General features: G+C 70.6%; 15 protein-coding genes. 4 read left to right on the top strand and 11 right to left on the bottom strand.

Translation table 11 applies throughout. From position 1 onward, the window contains the following. The first annotated feature begins 64 nt into the window (after positions 1-64). Positions 65-988 (top strand): PfkB family carbohydrate kinase, encoded by a 924-nt coding sequence (locus AB0436_RS12425; RefSeq protein WP_366467757.1) that lies wholly within the window; start codon positions 65-67, stop codon positions 986-988. Positions 989-1,006: 18 nt separating this feature from the next. On the opposite strand, the gene AB0436_RS12420 is transcribed toward AB0436_RS12425, so the two are convergent. Then, positions 1,007-2,332, bottom strand: coding sequence for a geranylgeranyl reductase family protein (locus AB0436_RS12420; protein WP_366467756.1), 1,326 nt, complete (start codon positions 2,330-2,332; stop codon positions 1,007-1,009). Between the two features lie 182 nt (positions 2,333-2,514). Between AB0436_RS12420 and AB0436_RS12415 the strand changes: the two genes are divergently transcribed. Then, positions 2,515-4,167: an FAD-dependent monooxygenase gene (locus AB0436_RS12415; protein WP_366467755.1), complete on the top strand. Its 1,653-nt coding sequence runs from the start codon at positions 2,515-2,517 to the stop codon at positions 4,165-4,167. A 127-nt stretch (positions 4,168-4,294) separates the two neighbouring features. Then, positions 4,295-6,514: an NADP-dependent isocitrate dehydrogenase gene (locus tag AB0436_RS12410; RefSeq protein ID WP_366467754.1), complete on the top strand. Its 2,220-nt coding sequence runs from the start codon at positions 4,295-4,297 to the stop codon at positions 6,512-6,514. A gap of 78 nt (positions 6,515-6,592) precedes the next feature. Here AB0436_RS12410 and AB0436_RS12405 read toward each other — a convergent pair whose 3' ends face one another. The 6 genes from AB0436_RS12405 to AB0436_RS12380 form a co-directional block, all read right to left on the bottom strand. Beyond that, positions 6,593-6,820, bottom strand: coding sequence for a DUF6296 family protein (locus AB0436_RS12405; RefSeq protein WP_365852007.1), 228 nt, complete (start codon positions 6,818-6,820; stop codon positions 6,593-6,595). 20 nt (positions 6,821-6,840) lie between these two features. Next, a complete protein-coding gene (locus AB0436_RS12400; RefSeq protein ID WP_366467752.1) occupies positions 6,841-7,656 on the bottom strand; it encodes a DUF2071 domain-containing protein in 816 nt (271 codons plus the stop codon). Between the two features lie 39 nt (positions 7,657-7,695). After that, complete coding sequence (locus AB0436_RS12395; RefSeq protein ID WP_366467957.1) at positions 7,696-10,545, bottom strand: NHLP bacteriocin export ABC transporter permease/ATPase subunit; 2,850 nt, start codon at positions 10,543-10,545, stop codon at positions 7,696-7,698. A 10-nt stretch (positions 10,546-10,555) separates the two neighbouring features. Continuing rightward, positions 10,556-12,829, bottom strand: a complete 2,274-nt coding sequence (locus AB0436_RS12390) for an NHLP family bacteriocin export ABC transporter peptidase/permease/ATPase subunit (RefSeq protein ID WP_366467751.1) — start codon at positions 12,827-12,829, stop codon at positions 10,556-10,558. Further along, the gene (locus tag AB0436_RS12385) at positions 12,826-13,632 is read right to left on the bottom strand and encodes an HlyD family efflux transporter periplasmic adaptor subunit (RefSeq protein WP_366467750.1); all 807 of its coding nucleotides are present in this window, start codon (positions 13,630-13,632) and stop codon (positions 12,826-12,828) included. The genes AB0436_RS12390 and AB0436_RS12385 overlap by 4 nt, the downstream gene beginning before the upstream one ends. 77 nt (positions 13,633-13,709) lie before the next feature. Beyond that, positions 13,710-13,937 carry a type A2 lantipeptide gene (locus tag AB0436_RS12380; protein ID WP_366467749.1) on the bottom strand — a complete coding sequence of 76 codons (228 nt, stop codon included), beginning with the start codon at positions 13,935-13,937 and terminating at the stop codon, positions 13,710-13,712. 496 nt (positions 13,938-14,433) lie between these two features. Between AB0436_RS12380 and AB0436_RS12375 the strand changes: the two genes are divergently transcribed. Then, complete coding sequence (locus AB0436_RS12375; RefSeq protein ID WP_366467748.1) at positions 14,434-15,477, top strand: lactonase family protein; 1,044 nt, start codon at positions 14,434-14,436, stop codon at positions 15,475-15,477. 108 nt (positions 15,478-15,585) lie between these two features. Here the strand turns inward: AB0436_RS12375 and AB0436_RS12370 are convergent, their stop codons facing one another. The 4 genes from AB0436_RS12370 to AB0436_RS12355 all read right to left on the bottom strand — a co-directional run bounded on the left by AB0436_RS12370 (position 15,586) and on the right by AB0436_RS12355 (position 19,394). After that, positions 15,586-16,512, bottom strand: a complete 927-nt coding sequence (locus AB0436_RS12370; RefSeq protein ID WP_366467747.1) for a hypothetical protein — start codon at positions 16,510-16,512, stop codon at positions 15,586-15,588. 95 nt (positions 16,513-16,607) lie between these two features. Then, the gene (locus AB0436_RS12365; RefSeq protein ID WP_366467746.1) at positions 16,608-17,585 is read right to left on the bottom strand and encodes a BadF/BadG/BcrA/BcrD ATPase family protein; all 978 of its coding nucleotides are present in this window, start codon (positions 17,583-17,585) and stop codon (positions 16,608-16,610) included. Further along, positions 17,582-18,259 carry a uracil-DNA glycosylase gene (locus AB0436_RS12360; protein WP_366467745.1) on the bottom strand — a complete coding sequence of 226 codons (678 nt, stop codon included), beginning with the start codon at positions 18,257-18,259 and terminating at the stop codon, positions 17,582-17,584. Before AB0436_RS12360 ends, AB0436_RS12365 begins: the two co-directional genes overlap by 4 nt. A gap of 49 nt (positions 18,260-18,308) precedes the next feature. Further along, a complete protein-coding gene (locus tag AB0436_RS12355) occupies positions 18,309-19,394 on the bottom strand; it encodes an exo-alpha-sialidase (RefSeq protein WP_366467744.1) in 1,086 nt (361 codons plus the stop codon). Positions 19,395-19,480: the final 86 nt, after the last annotated feature.

The raw sequence follows: 19,480 nt of genomic DNA, 5'->3' as shown, positions 1-19,480 counted from the left end.
TCTGCCGCCGGAGGGCGCGGCGGCGAGCGGGAGTGGCTGCGGCGAGCACGGGTACGCGCAACACGTGGGCGTTGTGGTGATCGGACAGCTCGGGCGTGACCTGGTGCTGCGCACGGACGGTCTGCCCCCGTCCGGTGGATCGGTGACTGCCGAGAGACGGTGGGAGTCACTCGGCGGCAAGGGCGCCAACCAAGCGGTCGCGCTGGCGCAACTGGGCGTACCCGTCTCACTCGTCGGCGTGGCAGGCGATGACCGCGAAGGAGCGTCGGTGCTGCGCCAGGCAGGCCGGGATGGTATCGACACCGCCGCGGTCGTCCGGCGCGGTCGCACGGCGCTGCTGGTCGACATCGTGGCCGAGCCGGCGAGCCGGCGTCTGCTGGAAGACATCCCGGAGCAGAGCCTGGTGACCGTCGAGGACCTCCCGCGGGCTGAAGCGGTGTGGGAGAAGGCGGACACGGTGTCGATCCAGTTGCAGCAGCCGGCGGTGACCGTGCTGACCGCGGCACGGCGGGCCCGCCGGGGTGGCGCACGCGTGGTGGCTGACGGCGTACCCGAACCGGGAGTGTGCGACGACCTCCTGGCCTCGGTCGACGTGCTGCGCGCCGACGCCGCGGAGGCGGAACTACTGGCCGGCGGACCCGTCAGGACCGTGCCGGACGCGCAGTCACTCGGGCATCGGCTGCTCACCAAGGGGCCCGGACTCGTCGCCCTGGCCCTACCCGAAGTCGGTGACCTGCTCGTCCGGCCGGACGGCAGCCACCTGCTGCCTCTGTCGGACGTGCCGGTGGTCGATCCCACCGGGGCGGGTGACGCCTTCACCGCCGGGCTGATCACCGGACTGCGCGACGGCGCGGACGTCCTATCCGCAGGCCGTTTGGCGTCGGCCGCGGCGAGCGCCACCGTCCAGCGACTCGGGGGGCGCCCCGATCTGTCGAGCCTGTCCGAAAAGCTGAGAGACACGGCTCGCCTTCCGAAAGCGCTCCCGTAGCGACGTGGGCCCGGCCGCTCAGCGTTTCCGTACCCGCGGTGCCGGCACCAGACGGACCGCCGTGTTGAGCACATGGTCGATCGCGTCGCGCGACGGCTTGTCGGTGAGGTTGGTCAACAGCCGGGCCAGCGTGTTGAGCAGCGCCGGTGAGCCCATCACATAGCGGTTGAGCACGGGCTGGAAGCCGGAGCGGCTGAAGACGAGATCGGCGGCCGCGTTGCCGAGACGGTAGTAGCGACCCCAGCGCCGGTTCATCTCGGCGGGGTAGTTGTGCAGGACCTGCTCCCGTCGCGGTCCTCGGGGGAGGGCCAGCGCCAGGGTGGCACTCTCGGCCGCGACCTCGCCGGCTTCCATGGCCTGGGCGATGCCCTCGCCGTTCCAGGGGCTGACCATGCCTCCGGAGTCCCCGACCAGCAGCAACCCGCGGGTGTACAGGGGGTGCCGGTTGAAGCCGAGGGGCAGTGCCGCACTGCGGACGGGGCCTTCGGCGTTCTCCTCACGCAGCCCCCATGCGTGCGGGGTGCGGGCCAGCCAGCGGTCCAAGGTGGCCCGCAGGTCCGCGGTTCCGTGCCGCCGGTGCGGCAGCGCCCCGAGGCCCACGTTGACGCGGCCGTCGCCCATGGGGAAGATCCAGCCGTAGCCCGGCAGGAAGTGATCGGTCCCCGGGAAGCGGAGATCCGCCCACAGCTCCAGGTACTCCTCCTGGGAACGTTCCGGGCTGCGGTAATAGCGGCGAGCGGCTGTGGCGATCTGCCGGTTCTTGTCACGCTGCACCCCCATGGCGAGAGCGAGGCGGGCGGATGCACCGTCGGCGGCGATCACGATCGGAGCGTGGAAGGCCAGGGGTTCGCCGTCCGCCGCGACGGCCGTGACGCCGGTGATGCGACCGGCCCGATCGGTCACCGGCCGGGTGACTTTGACGCCGTTGCGCAGCCGGGCGCCGGCGGCGACGGCGTGGTGGGCCAGGATGTCGTCGAAGTCATGACGGCTGCGTGCCAGGCCGAAGTCCGGATAGCCGCCCAGGGCGGGCCAGTCGATGTGCACCTGATGTTTCCCGGCCACCCAGCGCATTCCGCGCGAGCGCATCCAGCCCGGGCCGGTGATGTCGATCCCCATCCGGATGAGCTGGTGCACCGCCCGCGGGGTCAGACCGTCTCCGCACACCTTCTCCCTGGGGAAGACGGCTTTCTCCAGAAGCAGTACATCGATGCCCGCCCTCGCGAGGTGAAAGGCGGCGGACGAGCCCGCCGGCCCCGCGCCGACCACGATCACCTGTGCCTCTTCGGCCGGGCCGTGGCCGGCCCGCTCGTCCTGCGGGGACTGTTCCGGCTTCGTTTCCCGCATCGGGAGCCCTTCCTGGGAGTGGGGTGCCGCGTCGAGGACGGCAGGCAGTCCGGTACATCATCACGGTCGGTACCGGCAGGTGCGGAACCGGGCCCCGCCCGGGCACCGTAAGGAGACGAAATGGACAGACAATCACCGATGTGTTGGATTGGAGGGAACGTACTTCCCCCAGGGAGGCCACCGTGAGCGACGTCGACGTACTGGTTGCGGGGGCGGGCCCGGTGGGGCTGACGGCCGCAGCGGAACTGCGGCGCCGGGGGATCCGGTGCCGCGTCATCGACAGGCTCCTGACCCGCCGGCCGTTCGCCAAGGCGGTCGGGGTGCAGCCCAGGACGCTGGAGATCTGGGACCGGATGGGGATGGTGCGCGACGTCCTGGAAGCGGCCGTTCCGCTGCGGGGTCAGCTGCTCTTCGTCAACGGCGAGGAGCAGCCCCGGATCGATCTGACGCTGCCTCCCGACGTGCCGTACGGTTTCGCGGCACTGCCGCAGTACGAGACGGAGCGCCTCCTCGAAGGGCTTCTGCACCGGTGTGGCGGCCACGTCGAGCGGGGTGTCGAACTGCTGTCGTTCGAGCAGGACGCGAACGAGGTCCGGGTCAGGATCGCCGGCCCCTCGGGCGAGCGGCAGGAGCTGACGGCCGGATTCCTCATCGGCTGCGACGGCGCCCACAGCCTCGTACGCAAGGGCCTCGGGCTCAGTTTCGAGGGGGCGGCGCTCCCCGAGGAGTACATGCTGGGTGATGTCGAGGTCGACTGGGACCTGCCGCCCGGCTACGGCGTCCGGGCCATGCACCGGAGCGACGGACGCACCGACGACCTCCTGGTAGGTATCCCGCTGCCGGGCCGGGGCCGTTACCGGATGTCCATGCTGACCCCGCCCGAACTGTCCCGGGCGGACGAGGCCGTTGGTGAAGGAGTGGCGCACGGGCTGACGGAGGGCGACGGCGCCGTCCCCGGTCTCGAGCACATCCAGGCGGTCCTGGACCGGCTGTCACCCCGGCCCGCCACCGCTTCGTCACTCCGGTGGTCATCGGTCTTCCGGATCAGCCACCGCATCGTGGACCGTTACGGCGAGGGCCGGGTCTTCGTGGCCGGGGATGCCGCGCACATCCACCCGCCCACCGGCGCGCAGGGCATGAACACCGGTATCCAGGATGCCTACAACCTGGCGTGGAAACTCGCGTCGATCGTGCGGGGCGAGGCGAGCGATCGGCTGCCGGCCAGCTACGACGCCGAACGCAGACCGGTGGGCGAGGAGGTGGTGCAGCGCACGGTCCGCCACGCGAGCAGTGGTATCGAGGCCGATCCGGACGACCCGTCGACGCTGATCCGCAGGGAGGCCCAACTGCTGGTCGGCTACCGGGACAGCCCCGTGGTCGCGCACGGCAGCGCGGCCACGGGGAACGGCCGGCGTCAGGATGGTCCGGTCCCCGGCGACCGGGCGCCGGACTGCGGGGGCCTGCGGTACGCCCTGACCGCCTTCCCGTCCCGGCTCTTCGACCTGCTGCGGGAGCGGGAGCACGTCCTGCTGCTCTACGTGGACGGCGAGGGACAGGCGGAACGGTACGACGAGGTGGCGGCGGCCGCGAGGCAGCAGGCGCACGGACGGTTGGACGTCCTGGTCGTGGCGGCCCCGCAGGTGGAGGGGGCCCTGCCGGGCCTGCCCACCGTCCACGACGACCGCGATGAGTTCCGGCAGATGTACGGAGCACGTGGCGGAGCGGGGTTTCTGGTCCGGCCGGACGGCTACCTGGGGCTCCGGGCCGATCCGGCGGACGGCCCCGGACTCTCCTCGCAACTGTCGGCGCACCTGAGCACGGTCTTCCGGGCATGACCGCCCCGTCGAGGCCGTAGCGGGATGCCGCAGGGCGCCTGCGGGGGAGCGGGGCCCTGTCGAGAGCAGGGCCGTCAGGAGATATCTTGATGTCAAGCAATGTTGCAGACGTGGAGCGGAGCACCCGGTGACTGACTCGACCATCATCTATACGCACACCGACGAGGCCCCGGCCCTGGCGACGTATTCGTTCCTGCCGGTGATCGAGGCCTACGCATCGACGGCCGGTGTCACGGTGGAGAGCCGCGACATCTCCCTGTCGGGACGGATCATCGCCGTCTTCCCCGAGCGTCTGGAGGAGAGCCAGCGGATCGACGACGCACTCGCCGAACTCGGCGAGCTGGCCAAGACCCCCGGCGCGAACATCATCAAGCTTCCGAACATCTCGGCCTCCATCCCGCAGCTGAAGGCCGCGATCGCCGAGCTGCAGCAGCTGGGCTACGACCTGCCGGACTACCCGGACGACCCGAAGACCGACGAGGACAAGGACGTCCGCGCTCGCTACGACAAGGTCAAGGGCAGCGCCGTCAACCCGGTGCTGCGCGAGGGCAACTCGGACCGCCGCGCGCCGGCCTCGGTCAAGAACTACGCGAAGGCGCACCCGCACCGCATGGGCGCGTGGACGGCCGACTCGAAGACGAACGTCGCCACCATGGGCGTCGACGACTTCCGCTCCACCGAGAAGTCCGCCGTCATTCCGGAGGACGGCACGCTGCGCATCGAGCTGGCGGGCGACGACGGCAGCACCACCGTGCTGCGCGAGTCGGTACCCGTACTCAAGGACGAGGTCGTCGACGCCTCGGTGATGCGGGTCGCGGCGCTGCGTGAGTTCTTCACGGCGCAGCTCGCGCGGGCCAAGGCCGAGGGCGTGTTGTTCTCGGTGCACCTGAAGGCCACGATGATGAAGGTCTCCGACCCGATCATCTTCGGCCACGTGGTCCGGGCCTTCTTCCCGAAGACGTTCGCGGAGCACGGCGCGGCGCTCGCTGCAGCCGGCCTGACCCCGAACGACGGCCTCGGCGGCATCCTCAGGGGCCTGGAGTCACTCTCCGACGGAGCGAAGATCCAGGCGTCCTTCGAGGCCGAGCTGGCCGAAGGCCCCGAACTGGCGATGGTCGACTCCGACAAGGGCATCACCAATCTGCACGTCCCCAGCGATGTCATCGTCGACGCGTCGATGCCCGCGATGATCCGCACCTCGGGTCACATGTGGGGCCCGGACGGCCAGGAGCACGACACCCTCGCGGTCATCCCGGACAGCAGCTACGCCGGTATCTACCAGGTCGTCATCGACGACTGCCGGGCGAACGGCGCCTACGACCCCGCCACGATGGGCTCGGTCCCGAACGTCGGACTCATGGCCCAGAAGGCCGAGGAGTACGGCAGCCATGACAAGACCTTCGAGATCCCCACCACGGGCACCGTACGGGTCGTCGACGGCAGCGGCAAGCTCGTGCTCGAGCAGGCGGTGGGCGCCGGCGACATCTTCCGCGTCTGCCAGACCAAGGACCTGCCGATCCAGGACTGGGTCAAGCTCGCCGTCACGCGTGCCCGCGCGACCGGCAGCCCGGCTGTCTTCTGGCTCGACGAGGGCCGGGCGCACGACGCCGCCCTGATCGCCAAGGTCAAGGCGTACCTGCCGGAGCACGACACCGACGGCCTGCAGATCGAGATCATGAAGCCGGAGGACGCCATCGCGTTCTCGCTGGAGCGCATCCGCCGGGGCGAGGACACCATCTCGGTCACCGGCAACGTGCTGCGCGACTACCTGACCGACCTGTTCCCGATCCTTGAGCTGGGCACCAGCGCCAAGATGCTTTCGGTCGTCCCGCTCATGAACGGCGGCGGACTGTTCGAGACCGGCGCCGGCGGCTCCGCGCCGAAGCACGTGCAGCAGCTCGTCAAGGAGAACTACCTGCGCTGGGACAGCCTGGGCGAGTTCCTCGCGCTGGCGGTCAGCTTCGAGCACCTCGCGCAGACCACGGGCAACGCACGCGCCCAGACCCTCGCCGACACGCTCGACCGCGCCACGGGCACCTTCCTCAACGAGGACAAGTCGCCCAGTCGCAAGCTCGGCGGTATCGACAACCGCGGCAGCCACTTCTACCTGGCGCTCTACTGGGCGCAGGAGCTGGCGAAGCAGACCGACGACGCGCAGCTGGCGGAGGCCTTCGCGGCTCTCGCCAAGACGCTGACGGAGCAGGAGCAGACCATCGTCGGCGAGCTGATCGCGGTGCAGGGCTCGCCCGCCGACATCGGCAGCTACTACCGTCCCGACGCCGCCAAGGCGACGGCCGTGATGCGTCCTTCGACGACCTTCAACGAAGCCATCGCGTCCCTCGGCTGACCGGAAAGCCACCCTTGCCCGAGGGGCCCCGGCAGGCCGAACCGCCTGCCGGGGCCCCTCGGGGTCCAACGACCGGCTTCAACGACTGCCCGACCGCGCCAGCGGAGTCCCGGGCGCCTGATGGCCTCCGCTGGCGAGCATGCGTACTTCTCCCTGCAGGCTGATCTCGGCGCGGACGATTCCCGTCTCGTCCTCGTACACCGGATTCCCGCCGGCACCCGCGGCCGCGGTACGCCGGACGGTCACCACATCTTCGGCACCAGTAGGTCCTTCGAAGACAAGTTCATAGCTTCTCGGGTATTCCATGAAGATCTCCCGGAAAGACGCTATTGGGGCTTTCCATCATTGCTCAGACCGGCGCCGCGCGCCTCGGGAGTACCCGGAGGAATGGCGGCAGAGATAAGTGAGGGAAGCCCGAAACGCACCGGTACACCGGGTGAATACAGCACACTGGCAGGCTCCCCGGTGGGCCGGGAAAGCCCGGCCGCCGCCACCAGGCTCTCGTCGCACTCGATCAGATCGGCCCGGTACAGCGGCCAGCGCGGATGGCTGTTGGGCAGATACAGCGTCCGGCCGGCGACGGCATTGTGCAGCCCCCACCGGGCGGTCAGGAAATGTTCCAGCTCGGTCGGTTCCGCCACCGGCTCGCCGACCCGTACGACGATGCGGCTGTGCGCTCCCCGGGGCCCCGGCCAGCGCCGGGAACTGCTGTACGTGAGGATGTCCCCGCGCCGTCGGACCGTCATCCAGGACCACAGATAGGGAAGCCGGAAGACGGCACGGGCGACGGTCACCGGTATCAGCCGTGAGGCGTCGAGTGAACGGAAGACCACCCCGCGGCGGCCGTCCCCGTCCACCGAATAGAGCCGGACGTTGGTCTCGTGGAAGCTCCCCAGATACGGCACACCCGGCAGGCGGAGCCAACCGACCTGGTGCATACGGAAGGCGATCAGACCCACATAGGTCACCCCGTCGAGGGTGTCGGGGACCGTGCCCGCCGGCAGCAGCGGTGCGACCCTCTCCGGTTCCACGGCCCAGTGCAGAAAGGCCAGATCGAGCCAGGACTGGGTGAGCAGTGGCCGCCCGACGTGAGAGGAGGGGTCGGCTGCTACGGGTTCCGGGACGTCCGGGGTGAACGGCACCGCCTCAGCATCGCACCCCTGTGCACAGCGGCGGAACCCTCACTGCATCTGCCGTCGCACCAGCTCGTGCAGTCGTCCGCCGGTGTCCGCGAGAAGTTCGGCGGGCGGGCCCTGCTGGACGACCCGGCCGTCCGACATGACGATCACGCGATCGGCGTCCAGCACCGTGGACAGCCGGTGCGCGATCACCACGCGGGTGGCGTTCAGTGCGCGGGTGCTCTCGATCACCGTGCGCTGGGTCTCGTTGTCGAGTGCGCTGGTGGCCTCGTCGAAGAACAGGATGCGGGGGCGGCGCACCAGGGCCTGGGCGATCATCAGGCGCTGGCGCTGTCCGCCGGAGATCGCGCCGCCGGCGGAGATCATGGTGTGCAGGCCCATCGGCATCCGCTTGACGTCCTCGGCGAGACCTGCCATCGCCGCGGCCTCCCACGCCTCCTCCTGTGTGAAGACCTCCGCACCGCATATGCAGTCCAGGATCGACCCGGTGAACGGCTGGGCGTTCTGCAGCACCACGCCGCACTGGCGGCGCACCGCCGCCCGGTCGAGGGCGGACAGATCCTGGCCGTCGTAGAGCACGCTGCCGGCGACCGGCTTGTCGAAGCCGATGAGCAGCCTGAGCAGGGTCGACTTGCCGCAGCCACTGGGCCCGACGATCGCCACGAACTCCCCGGCCCGCACCCGCAGGGACACCCCGTCGAGCACCAGCGGACCCTCGTCGCTGTAACGGAAGGAAAGGTCCCTCGCCTCGATGTCCCCGGACAGCATGCCGGGCTGGGTGCTCCCGGCACGCACCTCGGGGGCCTCGTCCAGCACCGGCCTGATCTGTTCGAACATCGGCAGCGCGGCAGCGGCCGACACGAAGGCCCCGGTGAGCTGGGTGACCGACGTCAGCAGCATGGTCACCGAGGTGTTGAAGGTCAGAAACGCGCTGGACGACAGGGACCCGCGGGCCGGTCCTGCCAGCAGCATGAACATGGCCAGCGAGCAGAACGGCAGATACACCGCGTTGAGTACCGTCGTCAGGTTCTTGATCCGCCCTGCCCGCTGCTGCAGCTCCCGGCTGCGGGCGAACTCCCCCGCCCACGCCGCATACGCGAAGTTCTCCGCCGCGGCGACCCGCAGTTTGGGGAGCCCGCGCAGCGTCTGGAACGCCTGGTTGTTGAGTTTGTTGCTCAGCTTGATGAGCCGCCGCTGCCAGCGCAGCTCCCACAGCCCCATGGTGAGGAACACTCCGGCGATGACGATCAGCATGACGATCGCGGTCAGCGCCAGCGGCACGCTGAAGCAGAACAACAGGACCAGGTTCATCGCCCCCACCGTGCCGGCCTGCACGGCCACCGGACCGATGCCGGACAGCACCCGGCGGATGGCACTGATCCCCATCGCGGCGCTCGCCAGCTCCCCGGTGGAGCGCTCGGCGAAGAACTTCGTCGGCAACCGCAGCAGCCGGTCCCAGAGGGCCGGCTGGAGGATGCTCTCGATCCGCCCCTCCATGCGCAGAATGGTCAGGTTCTGCAGCAGCATGAAGGCCGCCGAGACAACGCTCGTCACGATGACGGCCAGCGAGACCTGCACGATCAGGCTGGTCTCGGCGTTGGGCACGTACACACCGAGCACCTGTCCGGTGGCGAGCGGCACCAGCGCGCCGAGTGCCACCGTCACCAGGCCGGCCAGGATCAGATTGCGCAGGTCGGCGCGGGTGCCCCGCAGGCTGAAACGGGCCAGCCGCCACTTGCTCAGCGGTTGCTCCGGCAGCGGGCGGTAGAACATCACGGCGCGTTCCTCGAACTCCGCCGCGCTGCTCCGGCTGATCCGTGCGCGCCGGCCGGTTGCCGGGTTCACCGCTTCGTACCCGCCGCGGCGCCAGAGCAGGGCGACCGGCGCACCCGAGGTGCTCCGGTGACCCACCAGCGGCCCGGCATTACCCCGCCACCAGCGCCCTACGAGCCGGACCGGCCGGGTACGGATCCCGGAGGCGACCGCGACCCGTTCCACCGGATCCATCCGCTCGCTCACCGCGCCGCTCGCCGGCGCCTCCGCCAGCGTGATCCCGGCTGCTTCCGCCACCACCCGGCAGGCCGCGTAGGTCGCGTCGTCACCGCCGCCCCTGGTGCGGGATGCGGGCTTCCCGGACCGGCCGATGGAGGCCAGCAGCGCCTGGTCGGCCTCTTCGCGGACCGCCCGGCCCGCCTTGATCCCGGCCGCCGTCCGATCCTCGTGCGCCCGCTCCAGCCGTTCGATCCAGCGGTCCAGGGCGGCGAGCAGCCGGAACTGCTGGTTGACCATGCTCTGCCACATCGCGGGGTCGACCAGCAGATCCCCGGCCGCCTCCGCGCTGAAGGCGGCGCCGTACTGCACACTGCCCGGGGACACCGGGAGCCAGAGGATGTCGTCGTCGGCCACCGCCTCGTCCATCGTGGTACGGCCGTCCAGCGGAGCCTCGAACAGGACGTGCTGGCTGCGCCCGACGCCGAGCGCGAAGGCGTGCTCCAGCAGACTGAGTGCGGCGTCCCCGGTGTCGTACTGACTGTGGTACTGGCCTTCGTACGCATAGCCGTCGGCGTATGCGGCGGTGCGGTAGAGCTCGCGCAGCGGGATCCGGCGCAGTATGCACTCCTGCAGCGGCCTGCCGACCAGAGTGTGCTGCGGTCCCTCGACCGGACCGAGCAGCAGCGTGCCCGGCTCGAGGCGGCCGAGGAAGTGCCAGTGGCCCTGGTGCGCCGCGTCGACCGCGAACAGGTCGAGGGCGCCGCCCGCGACCAGCCACAGCACCTGTGGCCCCTCCAGCGCGAGACTGCGCAGGCCGGCGCAGTCGACGGGCTCACCGAGGTGCCCCAGGGCGCCCAGGACCGGATCCTGCGCGATCCCTCCCGGGACCACGTCGTGCACGGATGTCACGTCAGTGCTCCTTGACCAGCTCGGCGTACGGACCGCCGGCGGCGACCAGGTCCTCGTGCCGTCCGCGTTCCACGACGGAGCCGTGATCGAGTACCACGATCTCATCGCTGTCGCGGACCGTGCTCAGCCGGTGCGCGATCACCACACACGCACATCCGCGCCGCCGAAGATTGTCGATGATGAGCCGCTCGGTCTCCGCGTCCAGAGCGCTGGTCACCTCGTCGAGCACCAGAATGCTGGGCCTGCGCACCAGCGCCCTGGCGATCTCCAGACGCTGCCGCTGGCCGCCGGAGAAATTGCGGCCGTCCTGCTCGACCCGGCCGTGCACACCTCCCGGGCGCTTGGCCACGACGTCGTACAGAGCCGCGTCCTGCAGTGCGGCGACGACGGCCTCGTCGGGGATCGAGGGGTCCCACAGCGCCACGTTGTCCCAGACGGTGCCTTCGAAGAGGAAGATGTCCTGGTCGACGAAGGACACCGAGGCGGCGAGCGCGCTGCGCGGGATGTCCTCCAGGCGCCGGCCGTCGATACGGATGGTGCCCTCCCACGGGCTGTAGAGTCCCGAAATCAGCCGGGACACCGTCGATTTGCCGCTGCCGGAGCCACCCACCAGCGCCACCTGCTGTCCCGGCCCGACGGACAGCGAGAAGCCGGTGAGCAGGGGCTTGTCGAGCGGGCTGTATCCGAAGGTGACGTCCTCGAGCGTCACGTGGCCCTTGAGGCGGCGGGTGCTCGCGGCGGGTTCGTGGCGGGAGTAAAGCGGGTCCACCGGGAAGTTCTCGACGTCCTTAAGCCGGGCCACATCCGCGGCGAAGTCCTGGATACGGCCCGCCACCCCGTTGAGCCGGGTGACCGGTGCGGTGAAGCGGACCACCAGTGCCTGGAAGGCGACGAGCAGTCCGATCGAGAGGTGCCCCTCGACCGCCCGCAGCCCGCCGATCCACAGGATCAGCGCGCTGTTGAGCGTCGCGAGCGCGGGCGCCACGATCCCCAGCCACGCGCTCGGCACCCCCAGACGCTGCTGTACCTCCAGCGTGGTCGCGTGCTGGCCCGCCCAACGGCGGAAGTAGCCGTTCTCGCCACCGGTGGCCTTCATGGTCTCGATGAGCTGCAGCCCGGTGTACGACGTGTTGGTGAGCCGGGCACTGTCCGCGCGCAGCTTCTGGGTGCCGGTGGCGCGCAGCCGCACCACGACGCGCATGGCGACGACGTTCAGCAGCGCGAGCCCCACGCCGATGACCGTCAACTGCGGGTCGTACGTCCACAGCAGCACCGCGTAGAGCAGGACCACGACCCCGTCGACCCCGGCGGCGGTGAGGTCCCGGGCCAGCGTCTCGGCGACCGCGTCATTGGACTGGAGCCGCTGGACCAGGTCGGCGGGTCCGCGCTGGGCGTAGAAGGTGACGGGAAGCCTGAGCAGGTGCCGCAGGAAGCGGGCGCTGCTCAGTGTGGAGGAGATGATGCGCCCGCGGAGCAGATTCGCCTGTTGCAGCCATGTCAGCACCGCGGTGAGCGCCACCATGGCGCCCATCGCGGTGAACAGCACGCCGAGCAGCGACGTCTGGTCACCGATCAGGAACATGTCGATATAGGTGCGGCTCAGCGCCGGTACGGCCGCGCCCACGGCGACCAGCAGCAGACTGGCCAGCATCGCGGCCAGCATGGTGCCGGTGGTGCCGCGCAGCCGGGCCGGCAGCGCCCGCATGATCCCCGGCCTGCGGCCGCCCCGGGTGAAGTCGTCGCCCGGTTCGAGAACGAGGACGACTCCGGTGAAGCTGGTGTCGAAATCCTCCATGGCCACGAACCGACGGCCCTTGCCGGGGTCGTTGATGTGTACGCCTCGCCGGCCGAAGCGGCGCCCCATGCCGTCGTACACGACATAGTGATTGAACTCCCAGAACAGGATGGCGGGCGCCTGCACCTCGGCCAGCGCCGCCGGCTCCATCTGCATGCCTTTGGCCTGCAGTCCGTAACTGCGGGCGGCCTTCAACAGGTTGCTGGCCCGCGAGCCGTCCCGCGAGACACCGCAGGCGATCCGGAGTTCCTCCAGCGGCACGTGCCGTCCGTAGTGGCCGAGCACCATGGCCAGCGATGCGGCGCCGCACTCCAGGGCCTCCATCTGGAGGACCGTGGGGCTGCGGACGGCCCTGGCCTTCTTGCCCTTCGGGGCGGGCCCGGAACGGCGCCTGCCGGGCGGTGTGCTGTCCGGACGGTGGCGGCCGCGGCCGGGGGGAGGCAGCTGCTGGGCCGTCGGGGAAGGGTGTGGCGCGGTCACGGGAGCAGCCAATCGATCGGGCGCTGGTCGGCCAGGTGGATCGACCCGGTGGTCAGCGTCATGGAGTCGATCTTGTAAGGCGGGCCCTGCGCCGACGACCACCGGTAGCCGGACCTGGTGGCAGCGGAACGGTCCAGGCGCACCAGGACGGCAAGCGGCCTGCCGTGCTGGGAGAACTGCTCACCGAGCTGGCTGTCGCCGAGGAAGCCGCTGATCTGTTCACGCGTCTGGGGCGCCCTGCCGACCGCGGCCACCCGGCCGCGCAGCACTCCGTACTGCTGGGCCGGCACGGAACGGACCGTCAGATCCACCGGCGCCCCGACCGGCACCGCCGAACCGTTGTCGGCGGGCACGTAGAGCATCACCATCAGCGGATTGTCGGCGGCGGCGCTGCGCTCCACGCTCGCCACATCGGCCCCGGTGGTGACCACCGCTCCGATGGTGGCCGTCAGCGCGGTCACCCGGCCTGCGGCGATGATGCGAACCACCCGGTCGCCCTGCTGGGTACGGACCTTGAGCAGCGGAGCACCGGCTGCCAGGGTCTGGCCTTGCTTCGCGAGTACATCGGTGACCTGGCCCGCGACGGGGCTCTGCAGTACGTAACTGCCCTGGGCATGGGTGAGGATGCCCGGTGCGCTCAGGGTGGAGGACACCGAACCGGTCACTGCCCAGAAACATGCTGCGGCCATGACCACCACGGTGACGCACAGTACGAGCCAGCCCTGTGGCCGGGCGAATCGCACCGGCAGGTCGAGTTCCTCCGGCGACTGCAGCTTGGAGAGGGCCTGCTGGCGGAACTGCACGGAACTCTTACCTCACCTGTCGACTGTCCGCAGTGAGCCCCGGAACCAGGAGGTTCCGGGGCTCACCTGGCGCTGTCTCAGAGACCCGCGACGAGACCGGAGGCCAGGCCGGTGGCCGGGCCGGCGTTCACGCCGGTGGTCGAGCCGACGAGGCCGGTGACCGAGCCCACGATGCCCGAGACCGGGAGGATGGAGTCAGCGGTGCCGGTGACGTTGCCGACGACGTTGCCGAGGAGGCCACCGGACACGTTGTCCAGGTCGTTGTCGGAGATCTCGAGGGTCTCGACCTTGGGGGTGGAGTTCATGAGGAGAACATCCCTTCCTGTGGATATGTAAAACCGCGAACGCCTTGGTGTGGCTCCCGCATTGCGCTGGATCAAAGCACGTTGACGCATTGCGCAGCCAATCAAACTGCCACTGATCAGGGGCTCATGCCCATATCGGATATGCCTGCGTGCAGGAGTGTCCATTGGTTGGTGGCATCTCCTTCACATGATCCACCTTCTGTATTTTCGCAAGCGGAATGGGCAGTTGCTTGAAGTAGGGCACTCCCGCACCAAAGACCCGTCCACGGGTCCGACCATGGCGTGGACGCCCCGCGAGGTGACCCGGCTGCGCCTTCCGTGTGCAGATTTACTGAAGATGTGATCGATGAGCTTCATGAGCGCCGCGCGAGCGGGCGGCAGCGGCCCGAGCCGGACGTCCGCGCGAGATCACCGGCCTCGGTACCAACCCCTGCTACGGTCGGCCGCAGACGGGTCGGACGCGCACCGGCGGGCACCGGAGGAGAGGGGTGGCACGGTGAACAGCACAGGCACCGGGCGGGCATTCATCGGGTCGTTCACCGAGAACGGGGGACGGGGCGTCATCGCGGCCTCCGTCGACGACGGCACCGGTGCGCTGACCGTGCTCGGCGCCGTGGACACCGTGCCGAACCCGTCGTTCCTCGCCCCCGCTCCCGGCGGCCTGCTGTACGCCGTCTCCGAGACGGACGACGGAGCCGTGGCCGCTTTCGACGTCACGGACACCGAGCCCCGTCTCATCGGTTCACCGGTGCGGGTCGGCGCCGACGGCCCGACCCACCTGGCCTTCGCCGACGGCCATGTCGCGACCGCCAACTACACCTCCGGCAGCGTCAGTGTGCTGCCCGTCCGGGGCTCGGACGGCGGACTGGGCGCGCCCGTGGCGGTACTCCAGCACCGGGGCGGCGGACCGGTGCGGGACCGCCAGGAGGGTCCGCACGCGCACCAGGCGAAGCGGGACCCCAGCGGCCGGTGGCTGCTGAGCGTCGACCTCGGCACGGACTCGGTATGGGCGTACGCCCTCGACCCGGCCACCGGTGCGGTGCGGGAGCAGGGCGAGAGCCCGCTGCGAGCAGGCAGTGGACCGCGTCATCTGACGTTCCACCCGGCAGGCTCCCACGCCTATGTGATCAACGAGTTGGAGCCGACCCTCACGGTATGCCGCTGGGACGCGGAGTCGGGCTCGCTGGAGCCGCTCGGTGAGACCTCACTGCTGCCCGCCGGCGACCGCACGGAGACATTCGGCTCCGAGGTGGTCCTGGCGCCCGACGGACGCTTCATCTGGGCGGCGACCCGTGGCCACGACAGCATCTCGGTCTTCACACTCGACCGGGCAGGGGAGAAGCCCGAACTCGTCACGACCGTGGGCTGCGGCGGCCGGTGGCCGCGTGATCTTGCCCTGGACCCCACCGGGCGGCGGCTGTACGCGGCCAATGAGCGCTCGGGGGACGTGACCTGGTTCGACATCGACGCCAGGACAGGTGTCCCGCGCCGTGCGGGTTCCCTCGAGGCGTCCGCCGCCAGCTGCGTGGTGTTCGCCTGACGTCGGAGCGGGCGCCCGAAAGAAGCCGCCCGCAGGGGGCCGCACCCACTGTCTCGCTCGCCAGTGTTCGGTGCCGACCCCCTCAGCAGGGCATTGCTGTATGTCGGTTCAGCTGACCGGGGCCCCCTGTGACGGCTGCTGCGGCACGATGCCCAGCGCGCCGGTGTACTTCGACAGGACCAGCTTGCCGACCGCCGGGTACGCGCCGAGCGCCTCGGCCGAGGCGCATCCGGCCTCCTTGGCGGCGGTGTCCAGCAGACCGTCGGCGACCTCCGGGCCGATCAGGTACGGCGCGAGCGCGAGCTGGGTGGAACCGGAACCGCGCAACTGCTCCGCGACGGCGGTGACCGATCCCTCGACATCGAGTGCGGCGGCCATCACCGGCACGGCGAGGCGCGCCGCCAACAGCATGCCGGTGATCCCGGCGGCCTGCACCGCCTCTTCGCCGCCGACCGTCACCAGGATGATGCCGTCGGCCGCGGTGGCGACGGTGAACAGCCGGGCGCGGTCGGCGCGGGACAGCCCGGCCTCCGACAGCCGGACGTGCAGACCCTCCGCGAGCAGCGGGTGCGGGCCGAGCACCTCCGTCCGCTCGGCGGCTGTGCCACTGTCCTTGACGGCCTGCTGTATCCGCTGCTCGGCGGAGGCATCGGGGCCGGCCAGCAGCGGCACCACGACCGCCGTGGGGCCGGTGGGCTCGGCCACCTCGCGGCCGGCGGCCTTCGCCTGCTCATAACGCGCGACGCGTTCGGCGGCGGTCTGCGCGAGCACTGTCTCCAGCGTCGGGAACTCGCCGTCCGCGCCGTCCAGGTAGCCGATGCGGGCGTCCAGGCCGGGAAGCTCGGAGCGAGCGATAAAGCTGACTTCTTCCGCCAGGCTGCGCACAGCGGAAGAAGGAGTGCCGGGAACGGCGAGGATCAGTGCGGGCGCGCCCTCAGGGGCCACCGCGGGTTCCGGGCGGCGGTGCCGTCCCGTCTGGCGAGGTCGCGGCATTCGTACAGGCAGGCCGGATGCGGGCCCATTGGGGGAGCTCATGGCGCCGCATGCTACTGGCTTCGGAGGCCCGACGGCTGAGGGAGGGTGCTTTCCCGCAACATCTGTCCGCATTTATCCGGTGCATGGCGGGCAGATCACCTGAGCTGTTCGGTCGCCAGCTGCAGGAGGCGCGGGTCCGACGGCAGTCGCAGTGTCCCGGTGGCGAGCGCGGCAGCGATCCGGACCGCTCCGGCCAACGGGTCACCGGCCGCCGGTACCACCCGCACGTGCGGCAGCCGCTCCGCGAACTCCTCCCGCACGGGGGTCAGCAGCGGGTCCCCCATCTTGAGGAGACCACCGGTAAGAGCCGCTTCCGCAGCCCCGGCCCCGGCCGGCGGGCAGACCGCTTCCGCGGCGTCGACGATCTGCCGGGCCGCCTCCCGCAGAATCCCGGCAGCCACCGGGTCACCGGCGGAGCAGCCGGCCACTTCCGGGGCGAACGAGGCGAGCAGGGCGGGTCGGTCGTGGCGCGGATACAACTGCCCGGGCAGACCGGCAGCGGGGCCGAACACCGCTTCCAGACGTGCGAGCAGGGCGGGAGAGCCACCGCGCCGGCCGTCGTGGGCGCGCATCGCCGCCTCCAGACCGGCCCGCCCGATCCAGGCTCCGCCGCCGCAGTCGCCGAGCAGATGGCCCCAGCCGTCGGCCCTGCGCCACCCGGTCAGATCCGTGCCGAGCGCGATCATGCCGGTGCCCGCGGCGACCACGGCCCCCGGCTGCTGCCCGAGCGCCCCCGCATAAGCGGTCACCGCGTCCGCGGCCAGCGCCAGGCGGCGGACGCCGAGCGAACTCTCCAGCGCGGCCGGCAGCCGTTCCCGCAGATCGTCGCCGAGGGTCGCCATCCCGGCAGCGCCCACCGCCACCGCGGTCACCCCGACGCCTCCTGCCCGGCCGAGCAGTTCCCCGGCCATCGGCAGCAACTGGGCCAGCAGGTGCGCCGTTTCGATGCCGGACGGGCCGGTGCGGACCGCTTCCCGAGACACCACGCACTCGCTGCGGGTGGGATCCGCCGCGTCGGCGAGCGCGACGCGCAGCCCCGAGCCGCCGGAGTCCACTCCGATGACCCAGCTCACGGCAGCCGCCAGTCGACGGGGTGCGAGCCCTGACGTACCAGCAGGTCGTTGGCGCGGCTGAAAGGACGCGAGCCGAAGAAGCCACGGTCCGCCGACATGGGGGACGGGTGCGCGGATTCGACCGCCGGGAGGCTGCCGAGCAGCGGCCGCAGATTACGGGCGTCCCGTCCCCACAACACCGAGACCAACGGTTTCCCGCGCGCCACCAGCGCCCGGATAGCCTGTTCGGTCACCTCTTCCCAGCCCTTGCCGCGATGCGCAGCCGGCTTGCGGGGCGCCGTGGTGAGCGCCCTGTTGAGCAGTAGCACACCCTGCCCCGCCCAAGGTGTCAGATCACCGCTGGAAGGACGCGGCAACCCCAGGTCCGTATGCAGCTCGCGGAAGATGTTCTCCAGGCTGCCCGGCACCGGACGGACTTCGGGTGCCACCGAGAAGCTCAGACCCACAGCGTGTCCGGGGGTGGGGTAGGGGTCCTGTCCGACTATCAGGACGCGCACCTCGTCGAACGGCTGCTGAAACGCGCGCAGGACATGTGCCCCCGCCGGAAGATAGGTGCGCCCCGCGGTGATCTCCGCGCGCAGGAACTCGCCCATCGCGGTGATCCGCCCGGCGACGGGCGCGAGCGCCTGCGCCCATCCGGCCTCGACAATTTCGTTCAACGGTCGTGCTGCCACGGGGCGTCACTCTACTGGTGCGGGGCGCCGGGAAACCGGCGGGTGCCGCTCAGGCGATCACCGCCGCCCGTACGCACAGGACGTCCGGCAGATGCGAGGCGAGCTGCTGCCAGCTGTCGCCGTCGTCCGCGCTGGCATACACCTCGCCGTTGCGGTTGCCGAAGTACACCCCGGCCGGGTCCGCGTCGTCGGTGCGCAGTGCGTCCCGCAGCACCGTGCCGTAGTGCTCGCCCCCCGGCAGCCCTGCCGACAGCGGCTCCCAGCTCGCACCGGCGTCGCTGGTGCGGTAGACACGGCACTTGCGGTCCGCCGGGACCCGGTCGGCGTCGGCGGTGATGGGGAAGACGTACGCAGTGCCCGGCCGGTGCGGATGAGCGGCGACCGCGAAACCGAAGGTGGACGGCAGGCCGGCGCCGATATCGCCCCAGGTGGTCCCCGCATCGTCACTGCGGTAGACGCCCCAGTGATTCTGCAGATACAGCCGGTCCGCGTCCCCGGCATCCTGCGCGATCTTGTGCACGCACTGTCCGAACTCCGGGTCCGGATCCGGCAGGAAGACGGCCGACACCCCCTTGTTCGACGGCTCCCAGGCCGCTCCGCGGTCCCGGGAGCGGAACACTCCGGCGGTGGAGACAGCCACCGTCACCGGGTCTGCGCTCCGCCGGTCGGTGACCACGGTGTGCACCGCTTCGCCGCCGCCGCCCGGTACCCACTTGGACCGCGTCGGGTGATCCCACAGTGGTCGCACCAGTTCGAACGTCTCGCCCCGGTCGTCGGAGCGGAACAGCGCGGCGGGCTCGGTGCCCGCATAGACCACATCGGGCGCGGCAGGACCGGCCGGATGCAGCTGCCACACCCGCTCCAGCGAGGCACCGGTGTCCTTGGGGAACTTCACGGCGGGCTTCTTCGGCTCGACCCAGCTCGCTCCGAGATCGTCGGAGTGGAACACCGAGGGACCCCAGTGCGCGCTGTCTCCACCGACGAGCAGCCTCGGTGTGGGGCGGCGGGTGTCGATCGCCACCGAATACACGGCCTGGGCGTTGAAATGCGGTCCCTGGAGCTCCCAGCTCCGACCGCGCTTACGGCCGATGAACAGCCCTTTTCGGGTTCCCACGGCCAGCAGTACTTCAGTCATGTACAGCACCTCCAGGACGTCGTTGTCGCGGATGAGAACCAGTCTGCCCCGCACCACTGACAACGACGGCCGGGACTCGCGATCGT

It is taken from the genome of Streptomyces sp. NPDC051322 (genome assembly GCF_040689485.1).
GTDB lineage: Bacteria > Actinomycetota > Actinomycetes > Streptomycetales > Streptomycetaceae > Streptomyces.
The sequence above is the reverse complement of the archived record's forward strand: the minus strand, read 5'-3'. Positions and strand labels throughout refer to the sequence as shown.

Coding starts and splice junctions, on each gene's coding strand:
- AB0436_RS12355 (WP_366467744.1), bottom strand. CDS start 19,394: ATGACTGAAGTACTGCTGGCCGTGGGAACCCGAAAAGGGCTGTTCATC.
- AB0436_RS12370 (WP_366467747.1), bottom strand. CDS start 16,512: ATGAGCTCCCCCAATGGGCCCGCATCCGGCCTGCCTGTACGAATGCCG.
- AB0436_RS12380 (WP_366467749.1), bottom strand. CDS start 13,937: ATGAACTCCACCCCCAAGGTCGAGACCCTCGAGATCTCCGACAACGAC.
- AB0436_RS12405 (WP_365852007.1), bottom strand. CDS start 6,820: ATGGAATACCCGAGAAGCTATGAACTTGTCTTCGAAGGACCTACTGGT.
- AB0436_RS12420 (WP_366467756.1), bottom strand. CDS start 2,332: ATGCGGGAAACGAAGCCGGAACAGTCCCCGCAGGACGAGCGGGCCGGC.